Raw genomic sequence first — 13498 nt, 5'->3', positions numbered from 1 at the left:
ATAGGTGTTTTTTCTATCATTACGTGTTATTGAACTACGATCGAAAGGAACGCAAATGGCTCAGATATTCGCGTCGGAACGTACAAACACAGCTTCAACCGCATCGAAGTCGGGCGCTGCTGCGTCACCTCACAGCATACCCGAGAAGTCGCTGGCAGCGTTGCAGCGAAAAGCTGATAAAAGCAGTGCAACTGCGTATTTGTCAGGCTTCCAAGGACAGTCTATCCAGCGGATAGAAGAGGAAGAAATGCTTCAAGGTAAGGCGGTTCAAAGGATAGAAGAGGAAGAGATGCTGCAGGGTAAGGCGATGCAGCGAATGGAAGATGAGGAAATGCTTCAAGGCAAGGCGATCCAGCTTCAAGTCAAGAGCGCTGTCTCCGAGGGTGGTCTGCCTGTACAGCTTCAGGAAGGCATTCAGCAATTGTCCGGAACTGACATTGGCGGTGTGAATGTACACTATAATTCGTCGGCACCGGCGGCCGTGAACGCCCATGCTTTCGCACAGGGAAATGACATACATCTGGCGAGTGGGCAGGAGCGGCATTTACCGCATGAAGCCTGGCACATCGTGCAGCAAAAACAGGGTCGAGTGAGCCCAACGACATCCGTTGCAGGAACCCCAGTCAACGACGATCCGGGTCTTGAGGCGGAAGCTGACGTCATGGGGGCGAAGGCAAGCCAGTTTGTCGCGCGCGACAGAAGCCTTTGATCTTGTAATTGTGATAAATAGGCCCGTGCCGTTCAATGTGCGTCCGTCAAGACGCTGTATGAAGGTGCTATTGGGTTAAGAAAACTCAGTCTTATTTGCTACGCGCGACAGGTGTGCAAACCTCCGTAGGAATAGATGCAGCTTCAAGTGCATTGGTTTTTTAGAGTGCATACCCGAATTTCTGTGCCTTTCTTATTTTATGTCACCCAACCGGTCGCGCTGTACGGCGATAGACGCGACGCCATCTAGCTTTGTGTCATACCCGTCCTTAATAAATTCGCGAAGTTGATCAAAGTCCATTGGACGTGCAAAGTAGTAACCTTGAAATGTGTCACATCCCAGATCGCGCATGATTGCGGCATGTTCGGCGGTTTCAATGCCCTCCGCGGTTACTGAAATCCCAAGCGCTTTACCAATCTCGACCATACTTTTGATCAGTGTGCGAGCAGATGCACTTTCCGTAACAGGTGCCACGAGAACGCGATCGAGTTTCATGATGTCCGGATTGAGCGCTTTTAGCCCGACAACTGATGCGTGGCCTGATCCAAAATCATCAACTTCAATGGTAAAGCCCATGTCGCGCAGCTCTGAAATGCGCGCCTGAAACCCCGAGGCATCCTCTTCTATGAGGACACTTTCAAGGACCTCGAGCGATACTCGCGTGTTTCCAATTTTGACCTGGCCTGCAAGATAATCAATCACAGGATTCATCAGCTGATGCATACCAACGTTGAAAGAAATCTTTGGAATGCGCAGGCCATCTTCGTTTAGGATGCGCATACAATCGAGACCATATGCAAAGACCTGACGGTCAATATCAGACAAAATGCGCAGCTGTTCGGCGACTTTCAAAAACTCGTTCGGTGGAAGAATGCCACGCGTCGGATGCCACCAGCGAACGAGGGCTTCCACACCAACCAACTCTTCAGTAAGCGCATCGATTTGTGGTTGAAAAAATGCAATAAACTCACCGCGCGCAATTCCTTGCTCTATCTCCGAGGATAGTTTTCTTTTTGCCAAAACAGCATGGTGCACATCGGGAGTGTACAGGGTTGTCGTGTTCCGGCCGGTATCTTTTGCGACGTAAAGGGCAGCGTCAGCACTTTTAAGAAGATCTTCATTCCCGACCAAACCTTCGGATGCTGTGGCAATCCCAAAGCTGGCCCCAATCCTGCAAGTCTTACCTTCAAAGACCATGTCAGTCCCGAGTTGAACCCGCAGCTTTTCTGTCAAGGCTTTTGCTTTGTCCGTATTGCCATCGACCGCAAGCAGTATGACGAATTCGTCGCCTCCAACCCGTGCTGCCAGATCGTTTGGTCCGATAGATCGCCGTAAGCAATTCGCGACTTCAACCAAAACAAAATCTCCGGCAGCATGCCCGAGGGTATCATTAACATTTTTGAAGTGGTCCAGATCTACCCGAATAAGGGTGCGTGCCGCGGCCGAATTGCATACCTCAGACTCCAGCACCTCATCAAGGTAACGGCGATTTGGTAGTGCCGTCAAAGGGTCGTGTCGAGCTTGATGCTCTGTTTCACGCTTGGCTTCAGAGATCGTATGTTGTGCTTCTTTCGCTTCCGTTACATCCGTTGCGATTGCTGTAAATCTAAGCTCTCCGGTACGCAGAGAAATCAACGGTGCTATGCTTAGTTTGATCCAATAGCGCGACCCGTCCTTATGGTAGTTGATAATTTCTGTCTGTACGGGACGACGCGCTTGCACAGCTTGTCTGATTTCGTTGCGCGCCTCTTTGTTGGTTTCTGGACCCTGTAGGAGTTGTCTTGGTGTTTGACCCACCGCCTCCTCGACCGAGAACCCGGTCATTGTTGTGAACGCTCGATTGACCCAGATTATTCGCGTGTTCTCATCGGTAACGGTGACGCTCTCTGATGCCATTTCGGCAATCTGCGCCAGCTCTTCTAATTCTCCTTGCTTCTCGGCAAGCAGGTTTTGTGACTCTAGTAGATCTTTATGAGGTCGTACGATGGCGCGCATGCCTGAGAAGGCCATCAATGCAAACGGTAGCAGCAAGGCAACCATTGCGACTGAAATTGCAGTGAGAACGAGATCAAGACCAATTGATTCAAAGACACTGCGATCTGTTTGGGCTGCTACGAAAAAGCTGTGATCGGGGATTTGAACATCAATGATCTCGCCGCCATCAGTCCAAGACGCCCATTTGTCTTTTTGAAAAGGCGTGAGCAGCATTGTAACAAGGACATCATCTGCACTGCTGAGAACCGCTGTTAGGTCCATATGCGACTCATAAACAAGTAAGCCTGCCACTGTATTCTCATAGAGCAGCGGAATGGAAATTTGGAAATGCGCTTCGAATTTTGAATCACCGGGGCGATACAAGACGCGTGGAAGGAGCGCGCGTCTGCCCGCGACCATCTCAGCAAGCCCTTCTTTACCTTCGACTTCGAGAAACGGTGAGCCGGCCGAAAGTGTCGGGCGATTAAAAAGCACACGTCCTAGGCTATCGAAAAGCCGTACATTTGTAAGGTCTGACAGCCGCGTTTTCGTATCCTGTTCCAGACCGGTTTCACCAGAAGCAAATGCAATAGTGTTTTGATCAGAACTTACAGCACGTCCATTGGCCATTACATCGTCCAAAAGGCCCGCGATAACATTTGCTTTCGTTTCTAAATGAACTCTCTTTGCGCCGTTCTGCATGTCGTGAAGAACCGGCGCTGACGCGAACCAAACAGCTGCGGCAACGGTGACAATTGAAGCCAGATAGCCAGCGACCGTAAGTCTCAAAAAACGAGCTGTGAAGCCATACCTGACCATTACTTAACTTTCTACAACGTAGATCTGACCAAAGTCTGTTTCAGCCGACTGTCTTGACGACAAATTCAGATGAACCGAATTCTCGTAGTGCGAGCGATTTCCAGCTTTGTTCTTCTTGCAAAAACACTGTGGCTAAACATGCTGAACTAACCCTGAATCCGAGTTGAGAATTCACACTACTGGTTAATCTGAAATTACCGCGTTCATAAGCGACGTTGCGAGCGCCGCCCTTAACGGGAGCGTCGCAAATCTGACACGCGCCACACCTCCAAATTCAGTGTCGCCGATCACGATTGGGGTAAGGGCCGACTGCGGCAGGGCTATTTGTCTGATACGCAATTGGAGGTCGAGCAGGTGTTTGGTCTTCGCGATATCGTACATTCAATACAGTGCGTGACTGCACCACACCCCGCACCAAGGTACTAGAAACAGGCCTAGCGGACAATAAATTCTGCATGTAATGCGCCTGCGGCCTTTATGCTTTTAAGTATATCAATCATATCCCTTGGCGAAACACCCAGAGCGTTTAGACCCGCGATAACCTCTGACAGCGATGTGCCATCAGGGACTTCGGCCAAACCTATTCCGGGCTCTTCTTCCAACTCTGCGCGAGTCCTCGGTACAACGACCGTTTCGCCCTCAGCAAAAGGATTCGGCTGTATCGCGATTGGTGCCTCTTGAATTCGCAGCGTCAGGTTGCCTTGCGAGACCGCCACCCTCGATATTCGGACATCTTCGCCCATTACAATTGTACCTGATCGTTGATCTACGACCACACGGGCTTTCCGTTCTGGCTCTACCGAAATATTCTCTATCCGGCCAAGAGCGTGCGCGACTGAGATCATTTCGGTGCTATCTACATTCAAGCTCACCGTTCCTGAGTCGAGCATGAGTGCGACTGGACGTCCGAAATCATTGTTTATGGCCGCCTCAATGCGTGCGGCGGTAGTGAAGTCCGCATCTCTCAAGGCTAATCGCAGTTCGCTCAAGCTGGACAGGTCAAAATCAATCTCGCGTTCTACGCGCGCTCCTGAAGGGATAACACCCGATGTGGGTACACCTTGCGTAACGTTTGCGCCGTCTCCCTCAGCGGTTGCGCCACCAGCAATAATCGTGCCTTGTGCAACGGCGTATATCTGTCCGTCTGCCGCGTTCATTGGCGTCATGATTAAGGTCCCACCCAGCAGACTACTTGCATCGCCGATCGCCGAGACGGTGACATCAATTTGACTGCCCCCACGCGCGAACGGTGGCAACGCAGCCGTTACAAAAACAGCTGCCACATTCTTAGGCCTGAATTGTTCTCCGCTGACGTTTACGCCCAGTCGTTCCAAAATATTTGACATTATTTCTTCGGTGAATGGTGCATTTCGCAAGCCATCGCCCGATCCGTTCAGGCCCACCACCAGTCCATATCCGACCAGGTCATTTCCTCTTACGCCGTCAAACTCGACAAGATCCTTAATGCGCACAGGACCAGCATGGGCCGTGCTGACAATTGAAAAAGCCAGCATCATCAATAGGATCAAGTACTTCATAGGAAGTTCACCAGTGACAGCTGAGAGCTTCGGACTGTTACAGAGTAAAGCGCTTGGAGCTGGAACTGTACATTCTCCAGTTGAGTTGCTGTTTCAAACGGGTCAGCCAGCAAAAGAGCGTTTCGTGCTACTTCAGTACTGGTTTCTTCAGCCTGATTTCGTGACGCGATCATTTCGATACGCGCTTCGGTGAAGCCGATACGTGAACGCAGATCGGTCAACTGGTCCTGGTTCGACTGGAGGCCGAGGCCGGCAGTTCTAAACAGCTCTGATTGTTGCGGTACTGTTAGCCCAAGGGTTGGATCATCCGCCAACGCGGACACAGCGGCATTCATCAAGAGGTTCTTCAGGGCCGGATCATTCGCCCTGACGTCTAATGAGATACGTTCCGTTTCGGAAAGGGAAAAAGGTGCCAATGCAGTTGCGGAGCCTGTGTAAATCAAGGCATCGAAACCCGCCGGATCAGCAAACCAATTCTCAGCAGCTGTCATGATGTCATCGGGCGTGGTCTGACCAGCCAACGCAATGCGCAGTTCGGTAAGGAGCGTTTCGGCGCTTTCAAGAGGTACTTGGTCTGTTGCTGCACCCGCAAACAGGCTCTTGCCTGCAATGTCCGCATTGAGAGAATTTAGAATCCCTTCAAGTTGCGTTTTTGCATTTTCCGAAGGGCTACCTGCGATGACACCGACAGGCCCGCCACCCGCAAGGATCAGATCCAGCCCGAGTTGGCCACTGAAGTCTTGGACACGGTCAAGAGAGGACTGCATGGCACCAGTAAAATATTTGGCTTCGCTGTTTGCGACAGAGTACCCATTCAACGTCTCCAAAGACCTCTCCAAACCAGAAAGGTAATTGTGATTGCCAGCTAGAACCTCCTTGATATCGCTGACTTGACCGCTGGACAGCTCTTCGGTGAGCTTGGTCATGTCTTGGCGAAGAGCGACACTGCGCCGCTGCATCATGAAAGCTTGGGATAAATCGCCTAAAGAGACTGAACTCACTTGTTATATCCTCAAAATAGTTTGCATCATTTCGTCTGCGGCTTCGATCATTCTGACGTTTGCGGCGTAAGCCTGTTCGACAATTAGAAGTCGCTGCAACTCTTGATCGCTGTCCACACCATTGGCCAAGATCTGCTGTGTCAACTCATCAAATTGAGACGACGCAAAGCTCAGTGACTGCTCTGCTCTGCTCCGATCTGACCCGACCTGCGAGGTCAACGTCGAGATCAGGTTCATGGCTGAAAACGACCCGGCGCCAAATTCACCTGATGCAGGAGTACGTTTTGCGGTCAAAGTATCTGACAGAGATTGAATAAGCCGTGCATCACCAACATCGCCCGGGGTCACGGCATTAACGCCATCTCTGATGCGCCAGGACTCTCCGCCTTGCCGCTCGTCGACGTCAGCATTTATGCCCAACCGTGCAGAAAGGCCGACTTCATTCAATGGGTCAAATGCTACACCAGCATCGGTGAAAATCCCGGGATCACCCGCAGCTAGACTTGGATCAACGGCAGGGTCCTGAAAACGTTCGACTAGGTCTCTGGCAAAGGCGTCCAATTGCGTCTGAGCGGATGTACCCAGTTCATCTCGGATCTCGAATTGCGCACCCAAGGTTCCGCCACCCAAGGTGCCTCTGGCGCTATCCGTTCTGACAGGGTAGCCATTGACACTAAGCCCTGACAAAGTCCCATTGCCCAGCGTCATGAATGGTGTGACTTGATTAACCGCATTGAATTCGATTTCGGCAACGCCGCCGTCGAGCAGAATTGCACCACCTGTTGAGTAGAGCGCGATCTGCCCATTGTCCCGTGGCACCAATCGTACTGGGACAATTGCGTTTATCTCATCGACAATCGCCTGGCGGCTGTCAAAGAGTGCTGAGGCATCGCTCCCTGTTGATATGGTTCGTGTAATTTGCGAATTGAGTTCTTTGACGTTCTGTAAAGATGTATTCAGGCGATCGATTTGCACTTGGATTGAACGGTCTGCATCACTGCGCGCTTGCTGGACTCCGTCCGACGCAGCTGAGATCAGATTTGCGATATCCCGAGCGGCATCAACGACCCCGTTCAATCGCTCCGGCGCGTCGGGCCTGCTGGCCGCAGTAATGAGCGTCGTTTCAAATTCAGCCATGCGCCCGGCCAGTGAATCAGCCTGGTCAGGAGTGCCAAGGAGGTTTTCAAAGTCGTTTAGAAACTTGGTCCGGTCGGTTGCATTGCCAAAACTTGCGTCTGCTAACCTCAGATCCGCCAACAAACTTGGGTCGACACTGCGCATGACACCGTCAATAGCCACGCCCCCAAGCTGTGACGAAGAGAGAGACAAATTTCGTACGCCGTAGCCCGGAGTCATGGCATTCGCAAGGTTTGCCGATATGACTTCTGACGTCCGTCCTGCTGCGCGCAGGCCGGTCATCGCGTTGGAAAGTGCTCCTGAAATTGACATCTCGGCCTCTCTAGGTTGCTAAATTGCTAAAAGTTACTGCGGGTTAACGTTTGATATTGGTTGTTTCCTGGAGCATTTCATCAACAGTCTGAATGACCTTCGCATTCGAAGAATAGGCTCGTTGGGTTTTGATCATATCGGTCAATTCGCCAGCAACATCTGTTGTGGATTCCTCACGTGCAAATGACACAATATCACCAGTCGGCCCGTCACCCGCATTCCAAAGAAAGAACGCGCCACTTTGTCTGGAGGGAAGGTACGTTTGGCTGTCAAAGGCCTGTAGCCCATTTGGATTAGGCACATTAATCAACGGAATCTGATAAATTGTCCTGATCTCACCGGTGTCAAATGACGCGCGCACAAACCCATTGGGGTCAACGTCAACACCGACAAAGTTGCCAATTGCTGATCCGTCTTTTGTAACCGAGATCGGTGCGAAGCTGTAGGAAAGCTGGGATAAGCCCTCGGTATCACCAAGCGCGCCGATGTCGACTTCGATCGGGCCTGCTGCCACGTTGATTGTGATCAGGCCTGTCGTGTCACTGTAAGCGGGACTTGCACCTATTGGTGTCACATCAAAAAGGGAACCGCCACCCGTCCGAGAGTCGTTGAACTCCAAAGTGTACGAACCAATGGAAACGGCCGGATTGACAGAATCAAACATCTCCATCGTCCAGGTGTTGGTCGCAGGGTTGCCCGGCGCTGGCACGTCTGGCGTAAAGGTGATGCTAACGCTCTGCGAGGTGCCGAGGTTGTCGAAATACTCAACAGAAATTTGCTCAGTGAGACCGGCTGAATCCGCCTCTGTTTCCGTAGCCGGGAGGTTTATGCCCAAAGACATGGAGGTCGTCGGGTTTCCAGCGAGTTGCCCAGTGGCAATACGAACTGGTTCCAGCCCGTCAGCTGTATCGCGCGGATATACAGGAATTGACCCGTCTGCTGCAGCGGGCCACCCCATCAGCACGAGACCAGATTGCGATGTCAAATACCCTTCAGCATCCGTGCGAAACGAGCCGGTGGTTGTCAGAAACATTGGGGCGTCGGCACCTGCGGTCTGGACCTGTGCTGATTGTGCCACTGGCAGCATGCCACCCCCACGCACTGCGAGGTCAGTAGAGTTTGACGTCGAGACCAGCGTGCCGCGCTCATCGATCAGGCGTTGCGTATTCGCCCGCACACCCCCGGCAGCATATGACCCGCCACCCGAGGAGAGGACCATCGACTCAAAGTCAGTTTGCACCCGCTTGTATCCAAAGGTCGACGAGTTTGCGATATTGTCCGAGATGGACGCCAATCGCTGCGAATTTGTCTGCAAACCTGCAACGCCTGCATTGAGCGAAGATGAAATCGACATGGGCACGCCTTTCTGATGTGATAATCCGTTCTTGGTATCATCAGATAGCGGCTTGGGCTTAACACTGAGCTAACATATAAAATGCGCCCTATTTCTGCCATTATTCACGAAGGAGCACGATTTCCACTCTGCTGTTGCGTGTTGCCATTGGGTTCAGGTGGACCGGCTCGCGATCTGCATGACCCGTGACACGGTGCATTCTTTCCGGCTCAAGACCATTTTCCTGCAACATAAGCCGTGTGCGTGTCGCGCGATCCGTCGACACGTCCCACACAGGGTTTTGTGCGACAACGATTGGACGTGATGGCACATGAGCCCCGATTGCGATGTTGTTCGTTGCAGCGAAAGCAACGCTTGCTACCAGTTCGACGAGCTGTGTCATCAAGGGCGTTGGATCATCGGAGTTTGGTTGGAATAGCGGCTGGCCATCCAGAGCAAACAGTTCAATGACCAGACCTTCATCCGTGATGCGGGTCACGATGTGTTCAAGTGCATTTTCCATGACGGTCGATTCACCACCGCGGCCCATAAGCTCTTCGATGAGGGCCTGGAGTTCTTCGTCGGACGAATCCTGTTCGCCACCGTCAGAATCGTTACCACTCTCTCCGCTGGCGGCTTTCTTGCGGGTCGCGTGCTGTGATGTTGCGCCGAGCCCGTTTTGCGGCAAGGTTTCTTCGGAGAAGATACTGTCGCCACCAAACGCCCCGTCGCCGCCGCCGGAGATCCGATTGATCGGAATCGTCGGCGCAAAATAATCCGCGAGGCCCGCGCGTTGTTGTTCAGTCGTTGCATTCAACAGCCACATCATCATGAAAAAGGCCATCATCGCAGTCACGAAGTCCGCGTAAGCGACCTTCCAGGCGCCACCATGGTGACCACCTCCTACGACTTTTTTCTTTTTCTTGATGATGACTGGTGCCAGATTACTCTGCGCAGCCATGTCTCCACCACTCTTTAGTTCACCCAAAGCCAGCAATACACTGAAAGATGTTTCAGTTCGCTTAACGGCGAAAACGTTTGACTGGGTTTTGGGGTGAGTGTTGGGTTACGGATCGCACTCACGCGGGCAAGGGCGGCGGCTTTATCCTGTCTCACAACCGTTAAAAAAAAGGCCTGTGCATCAAACAGGTCAGGAAGCAGCCCTCTTTCTGGCGAGCTCGATTTGTTTCTGACGTTCGCGAAACCGTGCTTTATCCTCGGGTGATGTCGTTTCAAAACATTTATGACAGCTGACACCTTCCTCATATTCAGGTCGGTTTTTGTCGTCCGGCAGGATCGGTTGACGGCACCCGTGACACAAAAGATGCGGCCCCTCTTCAAGGCCGTGGCCCACACTGACGCGATTGTCGAAAACAAAGCAGGCACCGTTCCAACTGCTTTCTTCCTGCGGGATGTCTTCGAGATACTTGAGAATACCACCTTTCAGGTGAAACACATCCTCAACTCCCTGACCAAGCAGGTAGTTGGTGGATTTTTCACATCTGATACCACCCGTGCAGAACATCGCGATCTTTTTATTGTGAAAGCGGTGCTTGTTGGCCTCCCACCAGGCAGGAAACTCGCCAAAGCTTCGGGTCTTGGGGTCAATCGCGCCTGAGAACGTGCCGATTTCGACCTCATAATCGTTGCGGGTGTCGATCACCGCGACATCGGGTTGCGCGATCAGCGCATTCCAATCCGCCGGGGTCACATAATGCCCCGTTTGCGCACGCGGATCGACATCCGGCTGCTTCATCGTCACGATTTCACGCTTGATGCGGACCTTCATCTTGCCAAAATTTGCCCGCTCGCTTTGTGCTTCTTTCCACTCAAGACCGGCACATCCGGGCAGAGCCTTCAGGTGTGCAATAACCGCATCAACCCCGGCGCGCGATCCTGTGATCGTGCCATTGATGCCCTCGGGTGCAAGCAACAACGTGCCGGTCACGCCTTGTGCGTTGCAAAGGTCCAGCAAGGCAGGCTTCAGGGCCGCCGGGTTGTCAAAGCGGGTGAAATGATAGAGTGCGGCAATAATAAACATGGGCGAGGGGATACGCCTGCGCGCCCTCTCAGGCAAGAGTGTTGTGGCGCATCACCGCCGTCGGCATTGACGGGCTGCACGCAGGCGCTTAGCCATACTCCAGACGGGAGAAAAACGCATGACCCACGCTTTGATTGTCATCGATGTTCAGCTTGATTTCTGTCCAGGCGGCGCACTTGCCGTGCCAGATGGGGATGGGATAGTCACGGGCATCAACTCACTTATGCAGCAGGCGGATGCCGTTGTGCTGACACAGGATTGGCATCCGGCGGGTCATTCCTCTTTTGCCTCGTCGCACACGGGGCAGGCGCCCTACGACCTGATCGACATGGACTATGGCCCGCAAGTGTTGTGGCCGGACCATTGTGTGAAGGGTTCTGACGGCGCGCGGTTCCATCCTGATGTGCAAAGTGACGCCGCAGATTTGATCCTGCGCAAAGGGTATAATCCGGCCATAGACAGCTATTCCGCGTTTTTTGAAAATGACCACAAAACGCCAACAGGACTTGAAGGTTACCTGCGCAGCCGGGGGATTGAAAAACTGACGCTGGTCGGGCTGGCGTTCGATTTTTGCGTGAATTATTCGGCCATCGATGCCGCCAAATTGAAATTCGACGTCACAGTGCGCGAAGACCTGTGCCGCGCGATTGACCTTGATGGGTCGCGTAATGCAGCACATCAAGCGATGCAAAATGCCGGCGTGCGTCTGGAGACAGCGAATGGTTGATATCGCAACCCGCGTCTGGAACCACAAATGGAAAATCGACCCGATTGTACGCTCGTTGATCGACACGGATTTTTACAAGCTTCTGATGTGTCAGTCGGTTTTCCGCAATAAACGCGATACGCGCGTGACATTCAGCCTGATCAACAGATCCACACATATCCCCCTTGCCGAACTCATTGATGAGGGGGAGTTGCGCGAACAGCTGGATCATATTCGCTCACTTTCCCTGTCGCGCGGGGAAAGCACATGGCTGCGCGGCAATACCTTTTACGGCAAACGTCAGATGTTTCGTTCGGATTTTATGGAATGGTTCGAAAACCTCCGTCTCCCGGCCTATCACCTCGAACGCAAAGGCGATCAGTTTGAGCTGACATTCGAAGGCAGCTGGCCCGAGGTCATGCTTTGGGAAATTCCGGCTTTGGCAGTGCTGATGGAACTGCGCGGGCGCGCGGTACTCGATCAGATGGACAGGTTTGAGCTGCAAGTACTGTATGCGCGGGCAATGACGCGGGTTTGGGAAAAAATAGAAGGTTTGCGCGACATTCCGGGCTTGTCGATTGCTGATTTTGGCACGCGTCGGCGTCATAGCTACCTGTGGCAAGACTGGTGCGTTCAAGCGATGCGGGAAGGTCTTGGCGCGTCGTTCACCGGCACATCCAACTGCAAGATTGCCATGAACCGCGAATTGGAAGCAATCGGAACCAATGCGCATGAATTGCCGATGGTTTACGCCGCCCTCGCGGAGGGTGACAGCGCTTTGGCGCAAGCACCCTATGACGTCCTGTCTGACTGGCACGATGAGCACGAAGGCAACCTGCGCATCATCCTGCCGGACACCTTCGGCACCAGCGGCTTTCTGGAAAAAGCGCCGGATTGGCTGGCCGGGTGGACAGGGATCAGAGTGGATAGCGGTGACCCTGTGCAAGCCGCCGAAGACGCGATCGCCTGGTGGCGCTCAAGAGGTGAAGACCCGAGCAAAAAGCGGGTGATTTTCAGTGATGGTCTGGATGTGGAAAAGATCCGCAGCCTGCACCACCAGTTTTCGGGGCGGGTGCAACCATCCTTTGGGTGGGGAACTCTCTTGACGAATGACTTCCGAAATCTGGTGCCGCAAGACAGCCTTGCGCCATTCTCACTGGTTTGCAAAGCCATCGAAGCAAATGGGCGCCCCACCGTGAAACTGTCCGATAATCCAAACAAGGCGATGGGCCCCGCCTCGGAAATCGAACGCTATAAGCGCGTGTTCGACGTTGGTGCACAACGCGCGCAGGACGTGATCGTTTAAAGGATGTACCCCGTTGCCCGCGGGTTCACAGCACATCTGCTCTCTGACAGCCGCATTTTCAGGGTTCATCAAAAGTGTGCAGTCACGCCGTCTGATCTGGCATGTTTATAATCCTGTCGTTCATGGGGTGTAGTGTGGTTCCGGTGGCTACGACTTTCGCGCGTGGATAAATATGATCTGAACCTTCTGGCAGCACCAGGTGCAGTTCCTTGGCGCTCCGGCGGATACCCACACCTGATTTTTTCGCAACCTTGTAAAGATTGATGACCACGGTGGACTTTGACCAACCGGTTTCTGTTTCCAGAGCCTCTACACAGCACCCGTGTCCAAGAGCATCAATCAGATAGGCTGCAACCGTGCCATCATCGGGCAGGTTGACCTGCGAACAATGCGCTGCCGGGTCGACGAGCATGCGGTCTGTATTGCGACGGTTCAAAGCATTCAGCCTGCGCGCTCTGGCCAGATTTACAGTCATTTTTGATCCTCACTTTTTAAAAAACTGAGCAGCTCTCTGCTCTTACTGGTTACTCGTTAGGTTTTTTTACGCATGCACTTGATGGGTTTTGCACGTGGACTCAACCTGCTGGCGGCGCCTGTTGAAAAAGGTTTTCATGGTACGATT

11 protein-coding genes are annotated in these 13498 nt (G+C 52.8%); 3 read left to right on the top strand and 8 right to left on the bottom strand.

Features of this window, described 5'->3' with window-relative positions:
* Positions 1 to 55: 55 nt before the first annotated feature.
* A complete protein-coding gene (locus RLO149_RS18025) occupies positions 56 to 709 on the top strand; it encodes an eCIS core domain-containing protein (protein ID WP_013963517.1) in 654 nt (217 codons plus the stop codon).
* A gap of 192 nt (positions 710 to 901) precedes the next feature.
* Here RLO149_RS18025 and RLO149_RS18020 read toward each other — a convergent pair whose 3' ends face one another.
* The 7 genes from RLO149_RS18020 to trhO all read right to left on the bottom strand — a co-directional run bounded on the left by RLO149_RS18020 (position 902) and on the right by trhO (position 10864).
* Positions 902 to 3472, bottom strand: coding sequence for a putative bifunctional diguanylate cyclase/phosphodiesterase (locus RLO149_RS18020; protein WP_245538083.1), 2571 nt, complete (start codon positions 3470 to 3472; stop codon positions 902 to 904).
* 464 nt (positions 3473 to 3936) lie between these two features.
* On the bottom strand, positions 3937 to 5040 hold the full coding sequence (locus RLO149_RS18010) for a flagellar basal body P-ring protein FlgI (protein ID WP_013963514.1): 1104 nt from the start codon (positions 5038 to 5040) through the stop codon (positions 3937 to 3939).
* Positions 5037 to 6041 (bottom strand): flagellin, encoded by a 1005-nt coding sequence (locus tag RLO149_RS18005; protein ID WP_013963513.1) that lies wholly within the window; start codon positions 6039 to 6041, stop codon positions 5037 to 5039. The genes RLO149_RS18010 and RLO149_RS18005 overlap by 4 nt, the downstream gene beginning before the upstream one ends.
* A gap of 3 nt (positions 6042 to 6044) precedes the next feature.
* Complete coding sequence (gene flgK / locus RLO149_RS18000; RefSeq protein WP_013963512.1) at positions 6045 to 7490, bottom strand: flagellar hook-associated protein FlgK; 1446 nt, start codon at positions 7488 to 7490, stop codon at positions 6045 to 6047.
* A gap of 43 nt (positions 7491 to 7533) precedes the next feature.
* A complete protein-coding gene (locus RLO149_RS17995; RefSeq protein WP_013963511.1) occupies positions 7534 to 8844 on the bottom strand; it encodes a flagellar hook protein FlgE in 1311 nt (436 codons plus the stop codon).
* Positions 8845 to 8944: 100 nt separating this feature from the next.
* Positions 8945 to 9784, bottom strand: coding sequence for a flagellar motor protein MotB (locus RLO149_RS17990; RefSeq protein ID WP_013963510.1), 840 nt, complete (start codon positions 9782 to 9784; stop codon positions 8945 to 8947).
* Between the two features lie 189 nt (positions 9785 to 9973).
* Positions 9974 to 10864 carry an oxygen-dependent tRNA uridine(34) hydroxylase TrhO gene (gene trhO, locus RLO149_RS17985; RefSeq protein ID WP_013963509.1) on the bottom strand — a complete coding sequence of 297 codons (891 nt, stop codon included), beginning with the start codon at positions 10862 to 10864 and terminating at the stop codon, positions 9974 to 9976.
* A gap of 118 nt (positions 10865 to 10982) precedes the next feature.
* Here trhO and pncA point away from each other — a divergent pair, with 118 nt between their 5' ends.
* Positions 10983 to 11591 (top strand): bifunctional nicotinamidase/pyrazinamidase, encoded by a 609-nt coding sequence (gene pncA / locus RLO149_RS17980; protein ID WP_013963508.1) that lies wholly within the window; start codon positions 10983 to 10985, stop codon positions 11589 to 11591.
* Positions 11584 to 12876, top strand: a complete 1293-nt coding sequence (pncB, locus tag RLO149_RS17975; protein WP_013963507.1) for a nicotinate phosphoribosyltransferase — start codon at positions 11584 to 11586, stop codon at positions 12874 to 12876. Before pncA ends, pncB begins: the two co-directional genes overlap by 8 nt.
* Before the next feature lie 82 nt (positions 12877 to 12958).
* On the opposite strand, the gene RLO149_RS17970 is transcribed toward pncB, so the two are convergent.
* Positions 12959 to 13351 (bottom strand): hypothetical protein, encoded by a 393-nt coding sequence (locus tag RLO149_RS17970; RefSeq protein WP_013963506.1) that lies wholly within the window; start codon positions 13349 to 13351, stop codon positions 12959 to 12961.
* Between the last annotated feature and the right edge of the window lie 147 nt (positions 13352 to 13498).

Source organism: Roseobacter litoralis Och 149 (genome assembly GCF_000154785.2).
GTDB classification, from domain to species: domain Bacteria; phylum Pseudomonadota; class Alphaproteobacteria; order Rhodobacterales; family Rhodobacteraceae; genus Roseobacter; species Roseobacter litoralis.
This window is presented reverse-complemented; position numbering and strand designations above follow the sequence as displayed.